Annotated in this window: 19 protein-coding genes and 1 tRNA gene; 15 read left to right on the forward strand and 5 right to left on the reverse strand. The window is 65.9% G+C overall.

What is annotated here, in order from left to right:
• The first annotated feature begins 180 nt into the window (after positions 1-180).
• The gene (locus tag SLQ33_RS13110) at positions 181-2229 is read left to right on the forward strand and encodes a cellulase family glycosylhydrolase (RefSeq protein ID WP_319454263.1); all 2049 of its coding nucleotides are present in this window, start codon (positions 181-183) and stop codon (positions 2227-2229) included.
• 96 nt (positions 2230-2325) lie between these two features.
• On the opposite strand, the gene SLQ33_RS13115 is transcribed toward SLQ33_RS13110, so the two are convergent.
• Positions 2326-2402, reverse strand: a tRNA-Leu gene (locus SLQ33_RS13115).
• 95 nt (positions 2403-2497) lie between these two features.
• Between SLQ33_RS13115 and SLQ33_RS13120 the strand changes: the two genes are divergently transcribed.
• The 6 genes from SLQ33_RS13120 to SLQ33_RS13145 all read left to right on the forward strand — a co-directional run bounded on the left by SLQ33_RS13120 (position 2498) and on the right by SLQ33_RS13145 (position 8431).
• A complete protein-coding gene (locus tag SLQ33_RS13120; RefSeq protein ID WP_319454264.1) occupies positions 2498-3109 on the forward strand; it encodes an ANTAR domain-containing response regulator in 612 nt (203 codons plus the stop codon).
• A gap of 176 nt (positions 3110-3285) precedes the next feature.
• Positions 3286-4503, forward strand: coding sequence for a branched-chain amino acid ABC transporter substrate-binding protein (locus SLQ33_RS13125; RefSeq protein WP_319454265.1), 1218 nt, complete (start codon positions 3286-3288; stop codon positions 4501-4503).
• A gap of 86 nt (positions 4504-4589) precedes the next feature.
• On the forward strand, positions 4590-5627 hold the full coding sequence (locus SLQ33_RS13130; RefSeq protein WP_319454266.1) for a branched-chain amino acid ABC transporter permease: 1038 nt from the start codon (positions 4590-4592) through the stop codon (positions 5625-5627).
• The gene (locus SLQ33_RS13135) at positions 5624-6826 is read left to right on the forward strand and encodes a branched-chain amino acid ABC transporter permease (protein ID WP_319454267.1); all 1203 of its coding nucleotides are present in this window, start codon (positions 5624-5626) and stop codon (positions 6824-6826) included. The genes SLQ33_RS13130 and SLQ33_RS13135 overlap by 4 nt, the downstream gene beginning before the upstream one ends.
• The gene (locus SLQ33_RS13140; protein ID WP_319454268.1) at positions 6823-7662 is read left to right on the forward strand and encodes an ABC transporter ATP-binding protein; all 840 of its coding nucleotides are present in this window, start codon (positions 6823-6825) and stop codon (positions 7660-7662) included. Before SLQ33_RS13135 ends, SLQ33_RS13140 begins: the two co-directional genes overlap by 4 nt.
• The gene (locus SLQ33_RS13145) at positions 7646-8431 is read left to right on the forward strand and encodes an ABC transporter ATP-binding protein (RefSeq protein ID WP_319454269.1); all 786 of its coding nucleotides are present in this window, start codon (positions 7646-7648) and stop codon (positions 8429-8431) included. Before SLQ33_RS13140 ends, SLQ33_RS13145 begins: the two co-directional genes overlap by 17 nt.
• Positions 8432-8518: 87 nt before the next feature.
• Here SLQ33_RS13145 and SLQ33_RS13150 read toward each other — a convergent pair whose 3' ends face one another.
• The 3 genes from SLQ33_RS13150 to SLQ33_RS13160 all read right to left on the reverse strand — a co-directional run bounded on the left by SLQ33_RS13150 (position 8519) and on the right by SLQ33_RS13160 (position 10488).
• Entirely contained in the window at positions 8519-8749 is a 231-nt protein-coding gene (locus SLQ33_RS13150) for a DUF167 domain-containing protein (RefSeq protein ID WP_319454270.1), read from the reverse strand.
• Between the two features lie 90 nt (positions 8750-8839).
• Positions 8840-10039, reverse strand: a complete 1200-nt coding sequence (locus tag SLQ33_RS13155) for a lipid-transfer protein (RefSeq protein WP_319454271.1) — start codon at positions 10037-10039, stop codon at positions 8840-8842.
• Entirely contained in the window at positions 10036-10488 is a 453-nt protein-coding gene (locus tag SLQ33_RS13160; protein ID WP_319454272.1) for a Zn-ribbon domain-containing OB-fold protein, read from the reverse strand. Before SLQ33_RS13160 ends, SLQ33_RS13155 begins: the two co-directional genes overlap by 4 nt.
• A 153-nt stretch (positions 10489-10641) precedes the next feature.
• Here SLQ33_RS13160 and SLQ33_RS13165 point away from each other — a divergent pair, with 153 nt between their 5' ends.
• From SLQ33_RS13165 to SLQ33_RS13195, 7 genes are all read left to right on the forward strand, one after another.
• On the forward strand, positions 10642-11022 hold the full coding sequence (locus SLQ33_RS13165; RefSeq protein ID WP_319454273.1) for a hypothetical protein: 381 nt from the start codon (positions 10642-10644) through the stop codon (positions 11020-11022).
• Between the two features lie 14 nt (positions 11023-11036).
• Positions 11037-11531 carry a hypothetical protein gene (locus SLQ33_RS13170; RefSeq protein ID WP_319454274.1) on the forward strand — a complete coding sequence of 165 codons (495 nt, stop codon included), beginning with the start codon at positions 11037-11039 and terminating at the stop codon, positions 11529-11531.
• 70 nt (positions 11532-11601) lie between these two features.
• Entirely contained in the window at positions 11602-14262 is a 2661-nt protein-coding gene (gene polA / locus SLQ33_RS13175; protein WP_319454373.1) for a DNA polymerase I, read from the forward strand.
• A gap of 238 nt (positions 14263-14500) precedes the next feature.
• Positions 14501-15055 (forward strand): aromatic-ring-hydroxylating dioxygenase subunit beta, encoded by a 555-nt coding sequence (locus SLQ33_RS13180; RefSeq protein WP_319454275.1) that lies wholly within the window; start codon positions 14501-14503, stop codon positions 15053-15055.
• Between the two features lie 27 nt (positions 15056-15082).
• Positions 15083-16354 (forward strand): aromatic ring-hydroxylating dioxygenase subunit alpha, encoded by a 1272-nt coding sequence (locus SLQ33_RS13185; RefSeq protein WP_319454276.1) that lies wholly within the window; start codon positions 15083-15085, stop codon positions 16352-16354.
• Between the two features lie 32 nt (positions 16355-16386).
• Entirely contained in the window at positions 16387-17580 is a 1194-nt protein-coding gene (locus tag SLQ33_RS13190; RefSeq protein ID WP_319454277.1) for a CaiB/BaiF CoA-transferase family protein, read from the forward strand.
• The gene (locus tag SLQ33_RS13195) at positions 17577-19997 is read left to right on the forward strand and encodes a CoA transferase (protein WP_319454278.1); all 2421 of its coding nucleotides are present in this window, start codon (positions 17577-17579) and stop codon (positions 19995-19997) included. Before SLQ33_RS13190 ends, SLQ33_RS13195 begins: the two co-directional genes overlap by 4 nt.
• Positions 19998-20030: 33 nt before the next feature.
• On the opposite strand, the gene SLQ33_RS13200 is transcribed toward SLQ33_RS13195, so the two are convergent.
• A complete protein-coding gene (locus SLQ33_RS13200; RefSeq protein WP_319454279.1) occupies positions 20031-21263 on the reverse strand; it encodes a PrsW family intramembrane metalloprotease in 1233 nt (410 codons plus the stop codon).
• Between the two features lie 26 nt (positions 21264-21289).
• Here SLQ33_RS13200 and SLQ33_RS13205 point away from each other — a divergent pair, with 26 nt between their 5' ends.
• On the forward strand, positions 21290-22474 hold the full coding sequence (locus SLQ33_RS13205; RefSeq protein ID WP_319454280.1) for a CD225/dispanin family protein: 1185 nt from the start codon (positions 21290-21292) through the stop codon (positions 22472-22474).
• The last annotated feature ends 58 nt before the right edge of the window (positions 22475-22532 follow it).

Raw genomic sequence — 22532 nt, forward strand, 5'->3', positions numbered from 1 at the left:
TTGCCAGAATTGCAAATAGCCGTCAAAAAATACCATTGGTAGGGATACAAAAAGGCTTACTACAGAAAGTTGGACTGCAGTTCTTTCAAATAGCTAGCAAAATTTGCTGTCAGCTGAGTAAATTAGGTCAACCCGTTGACGGGGACGACGATTCCCTTACCCGCGAAAGTAGGAGAAACCATGAAGAAGGCCACGACGAAGGGTGTCTTCCGCACGCTGGCCACCCGCAGTGTGATTGCCGCCCTTCCCGTCGCGATGGTGAGCGCTTACGCATGCAACATGTTGGTGCCGACGCCGCCGCGTATAGCTGCCTACGAGTACGAACAGGTCGCGGAAATCACCGTCTCGCCCTCCACCGTGGGCATTGCCGTGTCGCCCCTGTACGGGCAGACGCGAGCGGACATCGACGCCCAGCTCGACCAGATGCAAGCACTCGGTGTCGAGAACATCCGCGTGTTCGTGCCGTGGTCGCTCATCGAGTTCAATCCGGTCGACGCTGCCCACCCGAGCAACGACTACATCTTCCAGTTCCTGGACGAGGTGATGGACGCGGCCGCGGAACGCAACATGGGCGTGCTGGCGGAGATCAACAGCACCCCGTCCTGGGCCACGGCGGACGGGCAGATCTCCTACACCGGCACCGGGACGCCTGACCCTGCTGCGTTTGCGGCGTTCATGCAGGACTTCGTCGCCCATACGGTCGACGTCAATGGGGTTCAGACCTCATACGCCTCCATCGTGTCGGCGTACGAGATCTGGAACGAGCCGAACGCGGTGCTGTTCTCGAACCCCATCGACCCCGCGGCGTACGCCGCCCTGGTGAAAGCGGCCTACCAAGTCATCAAGCCGGCCGATCCCACCGCCACCGTCGTCGCGGGCGCGGTCGGCCACGTGATCAACTTCGGCAACTTCACGATGGACCCGGTTGACTTCCTGAATGCGATGATCGCCGCCGACCCGGACATTCGGAACTACTTCGACGCCCTGTCGTACCACCCCTACGACGAGTCACTGGCCTTCTCTGCGGGCAATCTCGACCCCAACGTCTACGGGGCGTGGGCCGACGATACCGCGTACAACCAGGTCAAGGACCTGATGGCGCTGATCCCCGGCAAGAAGGTCTGGATCTCCGAGTTCGGCGTGCCGACGTACACCTACACCGATACGCAAGGCGTCATCCACACCGTCAGCCAGCAGACGCAGCGCGACTACATCGCGGATCTACTCGAGCACTGGGACGATCCCGACTTCCTTGCCCAGGCCGGCCCCATCTTCCTGTACACCGGCCGCGACACCGCGACCGGTAGCACCAACCCGGACGCCAACTACGGGCTGTGGACGCAGGACGGAACCGAGAAGCAGGTCATCTACGACTACCTGCGCGACTGGCTCGCCGCTCATCCGCAGAACCCGACGGATCCGACCGACCCGCCGGACCCGATCGATCCGCTGGCAGCGGCCCTGCAGGCGTTCGTGCAACAGATCGCCCAGGCCATCGCCAACGCCGTCACGCAAGCCCTCGTTCAGACGCTAGGGCAGCAGATCGCCAACGCGATCGTGAACGCGATCGCTCAGGCTCTGGCCAGTATCGGGATTCAGCCTCCGCCTCCGGCCGCCGCACCGCTGTCGTTGCGCGTGGCCAGTGTGGAGTCTTCGGACGCGACAACCGCTGCCGCAGAAGCAGATTCGGCGTCCGCGACCACAGAGTCGGCCCAGGGTGAGGCCAAGGAGGCCGACGCAGCAGCCGCCGAGGATCCGAAGGCCGCTGCCGCCGAGGGAGCCGCCGCCACGCCGGCCGCGGCCGAGGCGGCGGTGACCGAGCCGACGGTTCCTGCAGCCGAGCCCGTGAAGGCAACCGAGCCTGCGGCGGCCACCGAGACGCCAGCGGCGACGGAGCCCACCACGACGCCTGCGTCCACGGAGTCGACGACTACCGAGAAGCCGGCCGACACGCCGGCGGAGAAGCCGGCCGCATCCGACCCGAAGTCAGATGAGTCAGACAAGAAGTCCGATGAGTCGAACAAGAAGTCGGACGACCCGGACAAGAAGTCGGACGGCGCGGAAAAGGACAAGAAGTCCGAGGCCAAGTCCGGTGACTCCGAGGCCAAGTCCAAGGGTGATGGCAACAACGAGCGGCACCGCAAGCACGGCTCCGGTGACGAGCTCAAGGTGAAGGTTGGAGCCGAAGGTGCCGACGGCTCCAGCACCGACGGTGGCGGGGAGTCATAGCCCTAGGTGCACTCTGAGTGACAGCGTCCCCGGCGAGGATCACCTCGCCGGGGACGCTGCACTTTGAGGACCGCCTAGAAACTGCGCCTGCTGAACTGGTGCCCCCGGTGAGATTCGAACTCACACTGGACGGGTTTTGAATCCGTTTCCTCTGCCAGTTGGGATACGGGGGCGGCGGTGGTGCGGCTATTCACCATAAGGGATGGCCGAATCCGTCGGTCACGGCCCCGCGGTCGCTGAACGGCGCTCACCACGGGATGATGTGCACATGACCGAGTCATCGACGGACGCTGACAAGCCGCACCGTGTTCTCATCGCCGAGGACGAAGCATTGATTCGCCTCGACCTCGCCGAGATGCTTCGGGAAGAGGGTTACGACGTCGTCGGCGAGGCGGGCGATGGGCAAGCGGCCGTCGAGCTAGCCGAAAGCCTCAGGCCCGACCTGGTGATCATGGACGTCAAGATGCCGCGGAGGGACGGCATCGACGCCGCCGCGGAGATCGCGCAGAAGCGGATCGCGCCGATCGTCGTGCTGACGGCCTTCTCCCAGCGCGAACTCGTCGAACGTGCCCGTGACGCAGGGGCGATGGCATACCTCGTGAAGCCGTTCTCGATCACCGACCTCATTCCCGCGATCGAATTGGCGGTTAGCCGGTTCGGCGAGCTCGCCGCGCTCGAGAAGGAAGTCGAAACGCTGTCGGACCGGCTCGAGACCCGCAAGCTCGTCGAGCGCGCAAAGGGTTTGCTGCAAGCCAAGCAGGGGATGTCGGAACCCGAGGCGTTCAAATGGATTCAACGCGCCGCGATGGATCGTCGAACGACGATGAAGCGGGTCGCCGAGGTCGTGCTGGAGACCCTCGATACGCCGGGCGACGCGTAAACAGTGCGTTTCCTGACACGCCGATCGACCCCATCGCACAGCGGATACGCAGCCCGCATTTCCCAACATCACGCATGTGGGCCACGCGTTGGCTATGTTCTACCCGAAGCATCGGCGCTCGGCGGACGTGTATTGCGTCGCCGATGCCGATGACAACCCTGATTCGGAGGTGGAACGTGCGCAGTCGCGTGGCACGTAGTGCATTTGCTCTCGGGAGCGCGGGCTTGATCGTGGTCGGTATTGCCGGCTGCAATCAGTCCACGCCCGAACAGGAGAGCGGGTCGTCGCAGTCGAACTTGAAGATCGTCGAGCAGGTTCAGGTCGACGAAAAGGGTGTGGAGGTCAAGGCCGCCGAGGGCACAAAACCCGCCGATCCCGCCGGCGATGGCAAGGCGACTTGCCCGCCGCTGTCGATCGCGATGGCAGGCGCGCTCACGGGACCGGACGCCGCGCTCGGCATCAACATCAAGAACGGCGTGAAGCTCGCCGTCGACGAGCACAACACGGCCAATCCCGGCTGCCAGGTGCAGCTGAAGGACTTCGACACCGAGGGCGATCCGCAGAAGGCCACCGGGATCGCGCCGCAGATCGTCGACGACCAGTACACGATCGGACTGGTCGGCCCCGCGTTCTCGGGCGAGACCAAGGCCACCGGCACGGTGTTCGACCAGGCCGGTCTGGTGTCGGTCACGGCGTCGGCGACCAATCCGACGCTCAGTGAGAACGGATGGAAGACGTTCTTCCGCGGGCTGGCCAATGACGCGGTCCAGGGCCCGTCAGTGGCCAACTACCTCAAGGACACGCTGAAGTTCGACAAGATCTGCGTCGTGGACGACAGCACCGACTATGGCGTCGGCCTGGCCGAGGCGGTTCGCGACACGCTCGGACCGGTTGCGGACTCGGGCTGCAACATCCAGGTGAAGAAGGGCGACAAGGACTTCTCCGCCGCCGTCACGCAGATCAAGGGCATCAGCCCGAAGGCGGTCTTCTTCAGCGGGTACTACTCGGAGGCTGCTCCGTTCGTGCAGCAGCTGAAGGACGGCGGTGTCGAGGCGACGTTCGTCAGCGCCGACGGCACCAAGGACCAGGAGTTCGTCAAGCAGGCGGGTGAGTCGTCGAAGGACGCCATCCTGTCCTGCCCGTGCGGCCCGGCCACCGGGCCGTTCGTCGAGGCGTACACCAAGTCGGCGGGCCAGGAGCCGGGCACTTACAGCACCGAGGGCTACGACCTCGGCACCATCCTGCTGAAGGGCATCGACTCCGGCGCGATCACCCGTCCTGCGCTGCTGGACTTCGTGAAGAACTACAACGGGCAGGGCGTCGCCCGTAACTACCAGTGGACCGACAAGGGTGAGCTCACGTCCACCCTCGTCTGGATCTACAAGGTTCAGTAGTCAGTCGCTGATACGGGACGCGCCCGAGACCGAGTCGTCTCGGGCGCGTCTCGTATCGACACCCCTTCGCGAGGAGCCGCCACCGGATGATCCACGAGTGCGTCGACCAATTCGCCTGTCAGGCAGCCAACATCAACTTCAACGTCGATGGTCTGCTCGACGGCTTCTGGCAGTTGACGATCGACGGGTTGTCGTGGGGGGCGATCTACGCGTTGGTGGCCGTCGGGTACACGCTGGTGTTCGGCGTGCTTCGGCTCATCAACTTCGCGCACTCCGAGATCTTCATGCTCGGCATGTTCGGCGCGTACTTCTGCCTCGACTTCATCCTCGGCTTCAGCCCCAGCGGTAACGCCTACAACAAGGGCATCGGGCTGACGATCCTCTACCTGGCGATCGCGATGATCTTCGCGATGCTGGTGTCGGGTTCGGCGGCGTTGGGGTTGGAAGCCGTTGCCTACCGGCCACTTCGGCGACGCAACGCGCGGCCGTTGACGTTCCTCATCACGGCGATCGGCATGTCGTTCGTGCTGCAGGAGTTCGTCCACTTCATCCTGCCGCACATCATCGAGGGCTACGGCGGGTCAAACGCGCAGCAGCCGATCATCCTGGTGCAGCCCAAGACCCAGTTCACCATCTTCGGCGCGACCGTCTCCAACGTCACGATCGTCATCGTCATCGCCGCCACGGTGCTCGCGGTGTTGACGGACATCGCGATCAACCGCACCAAGTTCGGCCGCGGAATCCGGGCCGTCGCACAGGATTCGACGACCGCGACGCTCATGGGCGTGTCCCGTGAGCGCATCATCATGACCACGTTCTTGATCGGTGGCGTGCTCGCGGGAGCTGCGGCGCTGCTGTACATGCTCAAGGTGCCGCAGGGCATCATCTATTCGGGCGGCTTCCTGCTGGGCATCAAGGCCTTTTCCGCGGCGGTGCTGGGCGGCATCGGAAACCTGCGCGGTGCATTGCTCGGCGGGCTGCTGCTGGGGATCATGGAGAACTACGGCCAGGCCGTGTTCGGCACGCAGTGGCGCGACGTGGTGGCGTTCGTCCTGCTCGTGCTGGTGCTGTTGATCCGGCCGACGGGCATTCTGGGTGAAAGCCTCGGAAAGGCGCGCGCATGACCCACCGGGGACCCGAAGACACCGGGACGTCGAAGGTGAGCGGCCTGCTGGCGCCCGGCGACGTCCTGCGTCAGTGGTGGGCGGATCTCGACCGGATGGCGAAGTGGGTCGTCGGGGTCGTGCTCTTCGGGCTGCTGGCACTGCTTCCGATCTTCACGCCGGCGTTCTTGGACACGCCAGGGATCAGCTTCGGCGGCACCATGGCGGCGTTCGTGATGATCGCGATCATCGCCATCGGGCTCAACGTCGTTGTCGGGCAGGCCGGCCTCCTCGACCTCGGCTACGTCGGCTTCTATGCCGTCGGTGCGTACACGGTCGCCCTGCTCACCAGCCCGACCAGCCCGTGGAATCAGGTCGGTGACGACGGATTCCTGAGCAAGGACTGGGCGTGGCTCGCGTGCGTGCCGTTGGCGATGGCGGTGACCGCACTGGCCGGCTTGATCCTTGGCATCCCCACCCTGCGCCTGCGTGGCGACTACCTTGCGATCGTCACGCTCGGCTTCGGCGAGATCATCCGCCTGCTCGCGGACAACCTCGCCGACATCACCAATGGCTCACGCGGACTCGACCGGATTGCGTATCCGCGGCTGCTCGAGAACGAGCAACGGCCCAACGGCGTCTTCTCCAACGGCAATGCCTCGGGCGACATGAACTACGGCACTTGGTGGTTCTGGCTGGGCCTGGCGTTGATGATCGTCATCCTGTTGTTCGTCGGCAATCTGGAGCGCAGCCGGGTGGGTCGGGCCTGGGTCGCGATCCGGGAGGACGAGGACGCCGCAGAGGTGATGGGCGTCAACACCTTCAAGTTCAAGTTATGGGCGTTCGTGATCGGCGCGGGGATCGGCGGGTTGTCCGGTGCGCTGTACGCAGGCCAGGTTCAATACGTCGCGCCGACCAACTTCAACATCATCAATTCGATGCTGTTCCTGGTCGCCGTCGTGCTCGGCGGTCAGGGCAACAAGCTGGGCGTCATCTTCGGGGCGTTCATCATCGTCTACCTGCCGAACCGGCTGCTCGGGGTGCACTTTCTCGGAGTGAACCTCGGTGACCTGAAGTACCTGTTCTTCGGGTTGGCCCTGGTGGTGTTGATGATTTTCAGGCCACAGGGGCTCTTCCCGGTCCGCCAGCAGCTGCTCGCCTACGGCAAGTCGGCTCGAAACTTGCTGCGCCGTGCGGATGACGAGAAGGCGGCGGCATGACAGAACCCGAGATCGACGAGGAACTCGCCGCGCTGCACCGCGAGGTGAAGGTCGCCGAGGGCGAAACCCTGCTCCAGACAAACGAACTCACCGTTAAGTTCGGCGGATTGACGGCGCTCGACGCGGTGACCTTCGGTATCAAGCGCGGCGAGATCCTGGGGCTCATCGGGCCCAACGGTGCGGGCAAGACGACGTGCTTCAACGCGATAACCGGTGTCTACCGGCCGAGTTCGGGCTCGGTGACGTTCGACGGCGCTCCCTTGGGGAAGATCAAGCGCCACCAGATCACGCGCCGGGGGATCGCCAGGACGTTCCAGAACATCCGGCTGTGGGGCGAGATGACGGCGCTCGAGAACGTCGTCGTCGGCACCGACGCTCGCCACCTGACCTCGGTGCCTGGTGCGCTGATCCGGACGCCCCGGCACCGGCGTGAGGAGAAGTCGGCCATCGAGAAGGCCGCGGCGCTACTGCAGTTCGTCGGCATCGCGCACCGCGGCGAGGAGAAGGCCAAGAACCTGCCGTACGGTGATCAGCGTCGGCTCGAGATCGCAAGGGCGCTGGCGACCGAACCCAAGCTGCTGTGCCTCGACGAGCCCGCAGCGGGCTTCAATCCGAGCGAGAAGGCGGCTCTGATCGACCTGATCCGCGCCATCCGCGACGACGGCTACACGGTGCTGCTGATCGAACACGACATGCGTTTGGTGATGGGTGTGACCGACCGAATCGTCGTGCTGGAGTTCGGCCGCAAGATCGCCGATGGACTGCCCGCCGAGATCCGCGAAGACCCGAAGGTCATCGCCGCCTACCTGGGGGTACCCGATGACGAACTCTCCTGAGTCGCCGTCCGAGCCTGAATCGTCGACCCAGTCCGACCTGGACCCGCGGCCCGTGCTGCTCGAAGTCCGCGACGTGGTGGTGCATTACGGGCGGATTCAGGCACTGCACGGCGTGTCGCTGACGGTGCGCGAAGGCGAACTGGTGACGTTGCTCGGTTCCAACGGAGCGGGCAAGACGACGATGATGCGGGCCATCTCGGGGCTGCGCCCGTTGACCTCGGGGTCGGTTTGGTTCGACGGCCAGGACGTTTCGAAGGTCAAGGCCCATCGCCGCGTCACCGACGGGCTGATCCAGGCCCCCGAGGGGCGCGGCGTGTTCCCGGGCATGACGGTGGCGGAGAACCTCGAAATGGGTTGTTACGGGCGCAAGTTCGCGTCCAGGTCGGAACATCGCGAGCGGTTCGACTGGGTGCTGGAGACGTTCCCGCGGCTAGCCGAGCGCCGCACCCAGGTCGGCGGCACCTTGTCGGGTGGGGAGCAGCAGATGCTGGCCATCGGCCGCGCGCTGATGGCCCGACCGAAGGTACTGCTACTCGACGAGCCGTCGATGGGGCTTGCGCCCATGGTGATTTCGCAGATCTTCAAGATCATCTCGGAGATAAACTCGACGGGTACCACGGTGTTGCTCGTCGAGCAGAACGCTCAGCAAGCGCTGACTCGATCGGACCGGGCCTACATCTTGGAGACCGGCCGGATCACGCGCCACGGAGTCGCGCGTGACCTATTGGCGGACGACAGCATTCGCGCCGCCTACCTCGGCGTCGCCTGACCTCTCCTGGTCCCTTTCCTCCCGCGAGCGCGCGTGTCTGCGGCCGACACGCCGACGCCAATCGGGAGTTTGCGCACGCTCGCGGGGCTAGTCCTCGATGCGAAACCGCTTGACGCGTGACGTACGGCCGGAGACCAGCGTCACTCGGCTGCGCGGTACACCGAGATGTTCGGCCAACACTCGAAGGACAGCATCGTTGGCCTTGCCTTCGACGGCCGCCTCGCGCACGTAGATGGTGATGTCACCGTTCGGTCCGACATCCACGAACGGACCCTTGCGGCTGCCCGGTTTCACGCGGACCGAAAGGAGTCTGGGCATGGGCACATTCAACGCCGAGCGCGCGGAAACTCGGGACACGCCGCGGCGTGTCGCCCGCAGACACGCGCGCTCGCGAGTGGTGGGGACGGGCTATCGCGCGACGATCACCGACGAGCCGTGTCCGAACAGACCTTGGTTGGCGGTGACGCCGACGGTCGCGCCCTCGACCTGCCGACCGGTGGCTTGGCCCTTCAGTTGCCAGGTGAGTTCGCAGACCTGCGCGATCGCCTGCGCAGGAATTGCCTCGCCGAAGCACGCCAACCCACCGGACGCGTTGACCGGGACTCGTCCGCCGATCGTCGTTGCGCCACTGCGCAACAGCGCCTCGGCCTCACCCTTTGCGCACAGTCCGAGGTGCTCGTACCAGTCGAGTTCCAATGCCGTGGACAGGTCGTACACCTCGGCCAGGCTGACGTCCTCGGGTCCGATGCCCGCCTCGGCGTACGCGGCGTCGAGAATCTGGTCCTTGAACACGCGCTCGGGGCCGGGCACGACCGCCGTGGAATCCGTTGCGATGTCCGGCAATTCGGGTAGGTGCTGCGGATAGCGCGGTGTCACCGTGCTGACGGCCCGCACCGACGGCACGCCCTCGACGGAGCCCAGGTGCTTCTCGGCGAAGGACTTGCTCGCGACGATCAGCGCGGCCGCACCGTCGGAGGTGGCGCAGATGTCCAGCAGCCGAAGCGGATCGGAGACGACGGGGCTGGCCAGCACGTCCTCGACCGAACTCTCCTTGCGGAAGCGGGCATTGGGATTGTTGAGCCCGTGCCTCGAGTTCTTCACCTTGACCTGGGCGAAGTCCTCGAGGGTCGCGCCGTAGAGGTCCATGCGCCTGCGTGCGAGCAGCGCGAAGTACACCGGATTGGTGGCGCCGATCAGGTGGAAGCGCTGCCAGTCCGGGTCGTTCTTGCGTTCGCCGCCGACGGGTGCGAAGAAGCCCTTGGGGGTGGTGTCGGCGCCGATGACCAAAGCCACGTCGCAGAAGCCGGCCAAGATCTGCGCACGCGCGCTCTGCAGGGCCTGCGAACCGCTGGCGCAGGCCGCGTAGCTCGAGCTGACGGGCACGCCGTTCCAGCCGAGCTTCTGCGCGAACGTGGCACCGGCGATGAAGCCCGGGTAGCCGTTGCGGATGGTGTCGGCGCCTGCAACCAGTTGGATCTGGCGCCAGTCGAGGCCCGCCTCGGCCAGCGCGGACCGCGCAGCGACGACGCCGTACTCGGTGAAGTCGCGGCCCCACTTACCCCACGGGTGCATGCCCGCGCCGAGGATGTACAGCGGTTCCGGACTCATGACGCGATCCTCCAGGCATAGACGACCCGCTCGACGCCCTCGTCGTCGACGTATAGCGGCATCGTGGTCAGTTCCATCTCCATGCCGACCTTGAGGTCGGCAGCGAGCGTGCCCTCGATCACCTTGCCGAGCACGATGATTCCCTCGTCCGCCAGTTCGACGGCTGCGACCGCGAACGGCTCGAACGGGTCTGGCGACGGGTACGGCGGTGGCGGCGCGTACTGGTTCTCGGTGTAGCTCCACAACGTGCCGCGACGGGACATCGGAACCTGTTCGAGCTCGTCGCCGTCACACGCCGGGTTGGGGCAGTTGTTGGCGCGCGGCGGGAACACGTAGGTCGCGCATTGAGTGCACTTCCCGGCGATGAGGTGGGTGTGTCCGGCGTCGTCGGTGGCGAACCACCCGTCGACGGCCGGTAGTTGCGACGTGGCGTCCGTTGCTCCTGGCACCCGGTCAGCGTAACGGAGATCTGGCACCGAACTGAAACGTGTTGCAGTTTTGGTCCATGAGTTGGGATCGGTAGCGAACCGGCTCGGGTGCACTTCTCCCGGGAGTAGCGTCCCGGACATCAGCGTCCGGAGCCCCGAGGAGCGGAGACCGAAATGGGACTTTTCGACAAGGCAAAGAAGGCAGCGCAACAGGCACAACAGGCCTTTACGCCGCCGCAGGGTGAAGGGGCGGTGCACGTCCAGGGCGCCGGAGGAATGATCGACCCGTCCTTTATGGGTGGGCCGTCGACCCGCTCGGTGGCCGCGGACGACCCGATCTGGCAGCCCATCAACGGAATCTCGCTTCAGGACTACGCCGACCTCGCCCGTGATGCGCAGGTCCGCGGCATCAACGACGAGGCCGGCATGATCACCCTGTCCCAGGAGCGCGGCTGGAACCCGGCGGACACCAAGGCGGCGCTCGACGGCTGGGTGCAGCGGATGGGCCAGTCGATGGCCGTCGGCCAGCAGTTCCGCAAGTTCATGGGCTACTGACCGGGAACCCTCACATGCCCAACCCGTTCAACGACTGGGCGCGAATGTACGGCGCCAACAAGCAGTACCTGGAGTCGCAGGGGCGGCCGTCGTCATTCCTCGGCCAAATCGGTGACATTCCCAACCGGATCCACGAGGCGGCCGACGCCTCCGAAATCGGCATGAAGATGATGCGCCATGCGCAGCTGACCAACGGCGCCGGCTTGCCCGCCACCGTCACCATCGAGGGCGTCTGGCAGGTCGGGTCGTACATGAACATGTCGCCCGTGATGCGGATCCAGGGCAGCGTTGTGCGCGACGACGGGACGCCGCCCTACGGCGCCGTCTTCGACGAGGTGGTGACGCAAATGCACGTGGCGCGGGCGCAGCCGGGCGCGACCATCGCGGTGGTCGTCGACCCGCAGAACCCTCATGACATGGCGATCGACTGGATCCGCACCGGTCAGCTCGGCCCGCCGCCCGGTTCCGTACCGGGTCCAGGCGAGCCGGGCGCGCGTCCGGCACAGTGAGCTTCGTGTCAGCGCTGGTGCATAGAGTAGGGCCGTGAGCCCCGCCGCGACAGACACGAAATCGACATTGATGCTGCTGGACGGCAATTCGCTGGCGTTCCGCGCGTTCTACGCGCTGCCCGCCGAGAACTTCAAGACCCAGGGCGGGCTGACCACGAACGCGGTCTACGGCTTCACCGCCATGCTGATCAACCTGCTGCGCGACGAGCAGCCCAGCCACATCTGCGCCGCGTTCGACGTGTCGCGCCAGACGTTCCGATCGGAGAAGTACCCCGAGTACAAGGCGGGCCGCTCGGCGACACCCGACGAGTTCCGCGGCCAAATCGACATCACCAAGGAAGTACTCGGCGCGCTCGGCATCGTCACGCTCGCCGAACAAGGATTCGAGGCCGACGACATCATCGCGACGCTGGCGACACAGGCGGAGCAGGAAGGCTACCGAGTGCTCGTCGTCACCGGCGACCGCGACGCGCTGCAACTCGTCAGCGACGACGTCACCGTGCTCTATCCCATCAAGGGCGTCAGCGAGCTCACCAGGTTCACGCCAGAGGCCGTCGTCGCGAAGTACGGGCTGACGCCCACGCAGTATCCCGACTTCGCCGCCCTTCGCGGCGATCCGAGCGACAACCTGCCCGGCATCCCCGGGGTGGGGGAGAAGACGGCGTCCAAGTGGATCGTGGAATACGGCTCGCTGCAGGCGCTCGTCGACAAGGTCGACACCGTCAAGGGCAAGGTTGGTGATGCATTGCGCGCCAACCTTTCTCACGTCATCCTCAACCGTGAACTGACCGACCTCGTCAAGGACGTGCCGCTGGCGCAGACGCCCGACACGTTGCGGATGCAGCCGTGGGACCGCGACCACATCCATCGACTGTTCGACGATCTCGAGTTCCGGGTGCTGCGCGACAGGCTGTTCGAAACGCTCGCCTCGGCGGACCCCGAAGTCGAAGAGGGCTTCGACGTCAAGGGTGGCGCCCTGGAACCCGGACAGCTGGCGGCCTGGCTGTCGGAGCACAGTCTTGGCACTCGATTCGGGCTCGCGGTCGTCGGCACCCATCTCGCCTTCGACGCCGACGCCACCGCGCTGGCCATCGTGGCGTCCGACGGTGAGGGCTGCTACATCGACACCGCCACAATCGATTCCGCCGACGAGACGGCGCTGGCAGCATGGTTGTCCGACCCGGGGGCGCCGAAGGCGTTGCACGAGGCCAAGCTGGCCATGCACGACCTCGTCGGGCGCGGCTGGAACCTCGAGGGCGTGACCTCGGATACGGCACTGGCGGCGTACCTGGTGCGGCCCGGTCAGCGTAGCTTCGCACTGGACGATCTGGCCGTGCGCTACCTGCGCCGGGAACTCCGCGCCGAAAACCCCGAGCAACAACAACTTTCGCTACTCGACGACGAGGACGGCGTCGACGATCAGGCCGTCCAGACGCTGATCCTTCGGGCGTCCGCCGTAGCCGACCTCGCCGACGCGCTCGACGAGGAGTTGGCTCGCATCGATTCGTCGGCGCTGCTCGGGCAGATGGAACTCCCGGTCCAGCGAGTGCTGGCGGATCTGGAGCACACCGGCATCGCGATCGACCCTGACCTGCTCGGCACGTTGCAGAGCCAATTCGCCGACCAGATCCGCGACGCCGCGGAGGCGGCCTACTCGGTGATCGGCAAGCAGATCAATCTCGGCTCGCCGAAGCAATTGCAGGTAGTGCTGTTCGACGAACTCGAAATGCCGAAGACCAAGCGCACCAAGACCGGATACACCACCGACGCCGACGCGTTGCAGACGCTGTTCGACAAGACCGGCCATCCCTTCCTGCAGCATCTGCTCGCCCATCGCGATGCCACCCGACTGAAGGTCACGGTCGACGGACTGCTCAATTCCGTTGCGTCCGATGGGCGCATCCACACCACGTTCAATCAGACCATCGCCGCTACTGGTCGGCTGTCATCCACCGAACCCAACCTGCAGAACATCCCGATCCGCACCGAGGCTGGCCGCCAGATCCGCGACGGGTTCGTCGTCGGCGCCGGGTACGCCGAGTTGATGACGGCCGACTATAGCCAGATCGAGATGCGCATCATGGCCCACCTGTCTCGCGACGAGGGGCTCATCGAAGCCTTCAACACGGGGGAGGACCTGCACTCCTTCGTCGCGTCGCGGGCCTTCGGCGTGCCCATCGACGAAGTCACCGCCGAGCTGCGGCGCCGGGTGAAGGCCATGTCCTACGGGCTCGCGTACGGGCTCAGCGCGTACGGGCTGGCATCGCAGCTCAAGATCAGCACCGAAGAAGCCAAGGAGCAGATGGACCAGTACTTCGCCCGGTTCGGCGGAGTGCGTGACTACCTGCATGAGGTCGTCGACCAAGCCCGCAAGGACGGCTATACGTCGACGGTGTTCGGCCGTCGGAGGTATCTCCCCGAGCTAGACAGCAGCAATCGAAACGTCCGCGAGGCCGCTGAACGGGCCGCGCTCAACGCACCGATCCAGGGCAGCGCCGCCGACATCATCAAGGTCGCGATGATCAACGTCGACACGGCGGTCAAGGAGGCCGGGCTGAAGTCCCGGATGCTGCTCCAGGTCCACGACGAACTGCTGTTCGAGGTCGTGTCAGACGAACGTGAAGCACTGGAGGCGTTGGTGCGCGACAAGATGGGCGGCGCCTACGCACTCGACGTACCGCTGGAGGTCTCCGTCGGTTACGGCCGTAGCTGGGACTCCGCGGCGCACTAGATTCGCGAGTCGGTTGCACCGCACCACTTTTCGCGGTTGACGCGGCGAACAACAACGCGGTTCATTGGCGTGGCCGGCGGGTCACGGACAGCCGGTCACCCGAAGGAGTACTTCTTCGCCGATTGGGCCCAGGAAATATCGGCAATCGCCGACATGTTTGGACCTGTTGACCCTATAGTCAAACTGTTGACCACAAGGTTTAACGAACTACAGCGCTGTAGTCGTTGGGAGGAACGCCGTGACGACAACCGAGCCAGCCCTCGAGGCGCCCGCGAATTTGAAGCGGGTCACATCCGATCCCGCGTATGGCGAGTTCATGGCCTTCCTGGTGGACGAGGCGAACCTCCTCAACGACGACCGGCAGCTCGAATGGCTGGAACTCCTCACCGACGACTGCACCTACCGGATGCCGATGCGCAAGTCGCTGTTCCGCAGGGACGGTAAGGGCTTCGACGAGCGAACCAGCCACTACGACGACGATCGGCTGTCGCTCGGCATGCGGGTGCAGCGCAACGTGACAATTCGGTATGCCTACGACCGCGACCCGGCACCCCGGACCCGCCGCCTCGTGGCGAACGTTGTGGTGCATGAAGCAGGCGTCGCCGATGAGTACGCGGTGACCAGCGCAATCGTCCTGCTGTGGAGCCGGTTCGACACCCCCGGCTGCGAGGTCTTCTCAGCCCAGCGGGAGGACGTCATCCGTCGCACTCCGGAGGGGCTGCGCTTGGCGAGCCGGCTCATTCTGCTGGACCAGGCCGCGGTCCCCGCCCACTTCACCAACGTCCTGATCTGACTCAATCACAACGAGGAGGTCCCAAAGATGTTGACCGAACCGGACTTACGGCAGCGCATCGGGCCGATGCTGGCCGATGGAAGGACCATTCGGGAGCTCGTCGACCTCGACAAGCGGGAGGTGGCACTGCGGGTGTTGTCTGACCCGGAGGTCTACCGCTGGGAACTCGAGAAGCTCTTCGCCCGAACGTGGACCATCGTGGGCCACGTCAGCGAGATCCCCAAGCCGGGTGACTTCGTGCTGCGATCCATCGGCGAAGACAAGGTGATCGTGTCGAGAACGCGGTCAGGGTCGGTGGCGGCGGTGTTGAACGTCTGCGCCCATCGGGGGGCGGAGCTGTGTCGGGCCGACGAGGGGAACGCGAAGAACTTCATGTGTCCCTACCACGGCTGGACGTTCGACTGCGAAGGCCGGATGCTCAGTGCCCCGTTCGAGCGCGAGGTCTACGGAGAGCTGGACAAGTCGGGCCTCGGGCTGAGGAAGGCGTCGGTGGCCGTGCGCCACGGCGTCATCTTCGCCAACCTCGATCCGGACCCGGAGCCGTTGGACGAGTACCTCGGCGAGGAGATGTGCTGGTACTTCGACCAGCTGTACGGCCAGACCGAACAGGTCGTCATGGGCCCGCCCCTACGCCAGTTCGTGAACGCCAACTGGAAGGCGATCGTCGACCAGTTCGCCGGCGACGCCTACCACTTCCACACTACGCACCGCGCCATGGGCGAGCTCGGCGTGATCACCGCCGACCGCACCGACCCGAAGGGCTGGACGGTCGAAGGCCTTTGGGTCAGGATGGCCGGATCGGGGAGTTGGGGGTGCTCCGACGTGCTGGGTCCGCTGTTCGCCTCGACAGGGATCGAGCGCACGCACCCCCTGGCCGGGTGGCTCATGATCGGGCTGCTTTTTCCGGCAACCGGCATCACGAGCTTCCCGCTCCCTGACCCCGAGTCGATGTTCCCCACGATCGGCGGGTTCGTGCCCCGAGGGCCCGACGCAACCGAATGGTGGACGTTGCAACTCGTCCCCAAGCACGTCAGTGAGGAGGTGCGAAAGATCCTGCGCGCCGGTGCCACCGTGCAGAACACCGTCCTACCCGACGACCTCGAGAACTGGGTTTCCATGAGCCGCGGTGCGCGAGGCGTGGTCTCTCGTCAGGGGACGATCAAGTACAACACGCCGCCGCGGCCTGCCAACAACCCGCGGTCCTGGCCGGGACCCGGATCGGTCTACGAGGGGATGCACAGCGACGACAGCCAGTGGGGTTTCTGGCTTCAATGGCTGGAGGAGATGACCCGTGAGTGAGCTGGCTCCCCTGTTCCCGCTGATGGGTGTAGGTGCGGACACCTAGGTCGGCTGGACCTTGGGCGCCGCTGGCGGGTGTCCGCGTGCTCGAGCTGGCCAGCTTGTTGTCCGGCCCGCTGCTCACGCGCAAGCTGGGCCACCTCGGGGCGGAGGTCGTCAAGGTCGAAGCGCCGAGCGGCGACTCGGTCCGTACCTTTCCGCCGCACGAGGACGGACACAGCCTCATCTACGAGGCCGCCAACCGGGGCAAGAAGAGCGTGGTGCTCGACCTGCGGGCGGAAGGTGATCGCGACACGTTCCTTGAGCTGGCGTCCGTCGCAGATGCCATCGTCGAGAGCTACCGCCCCGGTGCGCTGGCGAAGCTGGGCATCAATTGGGCGACCCTGCGAGAACAGCGGCCCGACTTGGTCATCTGCTCCCTCACGGGCTTCGGGCAGGACGGACCACTCGCGCAGCTCCCCGCGCACGGAATGAACATCGAGTCGCTCGCCGGTTGCGCCGCGGTCACCAAGGTCGACGGCCAACACGTCTTCGCCAGTGACTACGCGTGGGCGCTCGAGTTGGGTGCGTTGCACGGGGCGCTAGCCACGTCGACCGCCGTCTTGCACGCCAAGGCGACCGGTCAGGGCGCCTGGCTCGACGTCTCGTGCTGGGACGCCGGCGTCGAGGCGCAGCGGTGGGTGCTCTACCCGATGCTGGCGGGCCACGACCCCAACGGGCTCGCCGGCAAGCACGGCCCCGGCCACAGCATCTACGAGGCGAGCGACGGCGGGCTGGTCGCGCTCCTCTTGCTCGAGCAGAAGTTCTGGGCGATCTTCTGCACGAACGTCGGCCGGGAGGACCTCATCGGGTCGTTCCGGGCCGATGACTTCTACGAAGGTACTGACTCGCCGGAGGGCGAACGACTACGCAAGGAGTTGGCCTCCATCGTGGCGTCGGCCCCCGCATCGGAGTGGCTCGCGCGGTTCGCGGCGTGGGGCGTCACGGGCTGCCACATCCTTACGCCGGCCGACGTCGTGGCCCACCCGCACCTCGCGGCGCGCCAACTGGTCGGCACTTCGGCAGAGACAGGCCTGCCCTGGATCGCCGAGCCCGTGCGCAACATGGACGACGAGGTCCGGCTGGGGTTCGACGGGCCGGGCGCGCCGAGGCTCGGGGCCGACACCGACGACGTACTGGAGCGCTGGCTCGGCGGCGGGCGCCCGGAGACGCGTTGGTCTCGATGACCGACGGGTTGCCTCTCGAAGGATTCACCGTCGTAGATCTCTCGAGCGGGATCCCCGGGGGCTACTGCACGAAGCTATTGGTCGATGGCGGCGCCGACGTCGTCAAGGTCGAATCACCCCACGGTGACGAGCTGCGACGATGGTCGGCATCCGGCACCGTCATCCCCGCCGACGACGACGGCGCGCTGTTCCAGTTCCTGGCGTGCTCGAAGCAAAGTGTGGTGGCCGATCCCGCGTGCGCCGAGGGGCTCGCGTTTGCACGAGACCTCGTTCGCGCGGCCGACGCCGTGGTCTGGTCGCCCGGATCGGCGGTGGCAGACCACGACGCGCTGTCACCAGCCGCGCTGCGTCAGCTCGCTCCCCACGCCATCGTGACCGCGATCACGCCCTTCGGTCTCGAAGGGCCCTGGAGCGATCGTGCTGCCACCGACTTCACGCTGCAGGCCTGGTCCGGCGGTATTTCCCCACGCGGGCGGCCCGATCGCGCGCCGGTGGCCGTCGGTGGTCGCCCGGTGGAGTGGGTCGCCGGATTGTGCGCGGCGCTGAGCACGCTGGCGTCTCGGTTGCGGTGGCTGGAGACAGGACGGGGCGAGCTGCTCGACGTCTCGATGCTGGAGTCCGCCGCGCTCTCGCTGACGTCCTACCCGGTCACGATCTTCGAGGGCCTCGGACGACCGTGGCGAATCGAGCGCGCCCTCAACATTCCTGGCGTGGAGGAGACCAAGGACGGCTGGGTCGGCCTGATGTGTGGGACCGGCCAGCACTGGCTCGACTTCTGCGTGATGGTCGACCGCCCCGAGTGGACCGAGGACGAGTCCCTCTTCTCCGTGCAGACGCGCTCAGACCGTGCCGCCGAGCTGGTACCGCGGATCCGGGAGTGGACGCTTGCACGCACGACCGACGAGATCCGCGAGCTGGCCACCGCCTTCCGGATTCCCAACGCGCCGGTGGGAACGGGCGCCACGCTTCCTCAGTTGGATCACATCGTCGCCAGGGGGTCCTACCTCCCCAATCCACGTGGCGGGTTCATCCAGCCGGCGCCTCCGTTCCGGCTACACGGACTCACGCCACGAGCGGTCGGGGCCGCGCCGCGGCTCGGCGAGCAAACCGATGTCCACCGGGCGCGAGTGCGAGCGCCCCGGGCGGCTCCGGCGGCCGCGGCGGTCGCGGCGGCGCTGCCGTTGTCGGGGCTGCGAGTACTCGACATGACCGGGTTCATCGCTGGCCCGATCTGCACACACGTCCTTGCCATGCTCGGTGCCGAGGTCATCCACGTCGAGTCGATCACACGCCCCGACGGCTTCCGGTTCTTCAGTGCCAAGCCTCTGACTGACGACGGTTGGTGGGACTTGGTACCGGCCTTTTACGGTGGCAACACCAACAAGAAGGACCTCACACTCGACCTGCAGTCCGAGCAAGGGCGCGAGCTGGCTCTGCGCATGATCGCCAGCTGCGACGCGGTGGTCGAGAACTACAGCACCCGCGTGATGGAGAACGTGGGCCTCGGCTACGAGGAGGTGCGCAAGGCCCGACCCGACGTGATCATGGTGCGCATGCCCGGGTACGGCCTGGACGGCCCGTGGCGTGACCTGCCTGCCATGGCCCCGACCATCGAGGACGCCTCGGGGATGACGTGGCTCACGGGCTATCCCGACGACACGCCTCAGGAGCCATACTCCGTTTGCGACCCTGGCGCGGGCTTCCACGCCGCAGTTGCGTTCTTGCTCGCGCTCTCTCATCGTCGCAAGACCGGTGAGGGAATGTTGGTGGAGGCGCCCATGATCGGCGGCGCGCTCAACTTCGCGGCGGAGCAGGTGATCGAGTACTCCGCGTACGGAAACCTGCTCGAGCGGATGGGCAACCGCGGGCCGGCCGCGGCGCCGCAGAACCTTTACCTGACTGCAGACACCAACGAGTTCGGACGGTCCGACTGTTGGGTCGCCATCGCCATCGCCACGAACGAGCAGTGGTTGGCACTTCGAAAGGCACTGGGTGACCCAGGTTGGGCAAGCGATTCGCAGTTGCTTACCGCTGCGGGCCGGCGGGTTGCACACGACGAGATCGACGACGCGCTGGCAGCGTGGTGCGCCAAGCGCAGCGCGGCAGAGATCGTCGAAACACTCTGGCCCGCAGGGGTTCCCATCGGAAAGGTGATGCTGGGGCACCGTCAGACCGAGCTCGAGCAACTCCAGGCCCGCGGCTTCTTCGAGACCGTCGACCACCCAGTGGCCGGCCCGATCCGACACAGCACCTTCCCGGTGAGATTTTCCGGCGGGCCCCACGCGTTTCTCCATCGGCACGCGCCGCTGCTTGGCGAGCACAACATCGAGTTGCTATCCGAGCTGGGCGTGTCCGACGCCGAGATCGCGCAGCTCGAGGCCGACGGCATCGTCGGCACTCGCGTCCGGATGGGCTAGCCAGCTGGACGTGCCGCTTGAGGTCTCGGTGGGCTACGGCCTGGCGCGGTACGCGGCGAGGGACTGCAGCGCTGGGGCCTGGGCGCGGGCCGCGAGCACCCAGTAGGCCTCTTCGTTCTGCAACGCGACTACGCGCGCGTCGCCGAACCCGCGGTCGATGCGATCACGCACGAAGGCCAGTTCGACCACCTGGGCGGCGAAGTCCTTCACACCCTTGGCGGCGGACTTCCCGCCGAGTCGGGTCACCTCGGCGATCGCGACCTTGCGCGTCTTGATCGAGCCCAGCCAGGTCGCTTCGTTCGCCGTGACCAGGTTGGCGGCGACCATGCCAGGCAGCTTGGCCGCGGTGATTCGCTGCTCCCTGCGTCGGCTGGCGATCGCCAGCCAGACGGCCAGCCCGAACACCGGCACCATCCAGAACACGTACACCAGGAAGTACGCCTCGATACTCACCAGCGACGAGCCGTTCCACATCGCGTGCAGCAGCACCGCGCCGGCGTACCCGAGCAGGACGCAACCGATCTTGGCGAGCACGTTGCGTCGGTTCAGGGCGAAGTAGACGCCGATGCCGGTCGCCAGAGTGAACAGCGGGTGGGCGAACGGTCCCATGATCAGCCGCAGGCCCGCGGTGAGCAACGATTCGGCGAGCGTCTCGCCCTGCGCGATGTACATGATGTTCTCGACCCACGCGAAGCCGATCGCGGTGATGCCCGCGTAGACGAGGCAGTCCGTCAGCGAGTTCAGTTCGTTGCGCCGCCGACCGGTCAGCATGAGCAGCAGGAACGATCCCTTGAGCGCCTCTTCGACCAGCGGCGCGCCCAACGCGACGGTCGCGGCGCTCGCCGTGTTGGCGTCGGCTGGCACCAGGGCCTCGAACACCAGCTCGAGGCCCACGGAGAACACGACGGACACCGAGGCGCCCCACAGGAACGCGAGGATGAGCAGCCGCGGCGGCTCGGGTTCCCACCGGTCCAGCCACACGAAGGCCAACACGACGACGACCAGAGCCGTCGTCGCCAGCACGATCCCGATCACCGCACCAACGGGATTGAGCGCGGTGAACAGCAGCACGATCAGTCCGGCGATGGTGCCGAGCGCGATGATTACGCCAAGCGGCGCACCAACTTTGCGGATGCGTCTTGACAGCGGCGGGACGAACGCCTGCGGGTGCTGCGGCGGCTGCGGCGTGGCGGGGTATTGCACCAGAGAAGAGTAAGCGGTGGCGATCCTGCGAAGTAGCCTGCGCGCGTGGGTTGACTGAGCCATCATGACCGCGTGGGGGTGGTGCAGCGGTGACACTCTTCGTGTCCTACAGCAGGCGTGATGTAGAGCCAGTGATGACGTTCGTCGATCATCTCGACGGCGCCGGCCACGACGTCTTTCTCGACAAGGACCTGCACGGTGGCGAGGAGTGGTGGGACACCATCCTGCGCAAGATTCGCGAGTGCGAGGTCTTCATCGTCGCGCTCTCCCAGAATGTTCTGGACTCTGAACCTTGCCAGTTGGAGATCGACTACGCGCGAGCGCTGAAATTGCCGATCCTGCCCGTTCAGATCGGCGAGGTCGACACCTACCGGTTGGACCCGATCTTCATCAAACAGCTGATCGACTACCGAGATCCGACGGCGAAGAATGCGTTCGCGTTGATGAACGCGCTGCGAGACTGCGCGGCTCAGCACCAGCCAGTCCCCGACCCCCTGCCTGATCCGCCGCCGATTCCCTACGCCTATCTCATCGACCTCAGCGCGACGATCCGGGGCGCCGCGGACATCCCGCATCAGGAGCAAAGCTATGTACTGCTGCGCCTCCGCCAGGCGTGGCGCGACGAAACGGACGAATCGGTCCGCCACGACATTCGCAATCTGATTCTTGTGATGCGACGGCGACCCGACATCACGAACATGGTCGCCGAGGACATCGACAGGGCGCTCGCCGAGGGGCCGGGCAAACCTCCGGTTCCAAGGCCATCTCACGAACCATCGAGGCCCGCGAACTGGTACCCCGACCCATGGCGAAAGGCAACACATCGCTACTGGGACGGGTCGAAGTGGACCACTCACGAGTCGAATGGGGGGACTCAGCCGCAGGCTCCTCCGTCGAACGCCCCGGCGAATCCTGGCGGCCCCGGCCAGCCGACGGGTGACCCGACGCCGAAGGAGCCGAACACCGTTCGACCCCCGTCAGGACTCATGCCCGATCGGCCGCAACCCGTTGTGCCCGCTGTGGGCCGAGCCCCGGACAACAATCTGGTCTTGGCGATCATCACGACCGTGCTGTGCTGCTTGCCGCTGGGCATCGTTGCGATCGTGAACGCCAGTAAGGTGAATCAACTGTGGGGGCAGGGCCGCTATGACGAGGCGCGAGTAGCAGCGGAGAACGCCAAGAAATTCGCGCTGTGGGGTGCGATTGCGGGCGTTGTCGTCATCGTCCTGTACATCGGTTTCTCCGTGGCGCTCGACTCAGGAAGTTCCGCCTGAGCTTCGCCACATCGGCCCCAGCGGGACCGGTTTGTCCAGCGTGTACCCAGTCTAGTAG

This window comes from Mycobacterium sp. RTGN6, from assembly GCF_033804605.1.
In the GTDB taxonomy this organism is placed as follows: domain Bacteria; phylum Actinomycetota; class Actinomycetes; order Mycobacteriales; family Mycobacteriaceae; genus Mycobacterium.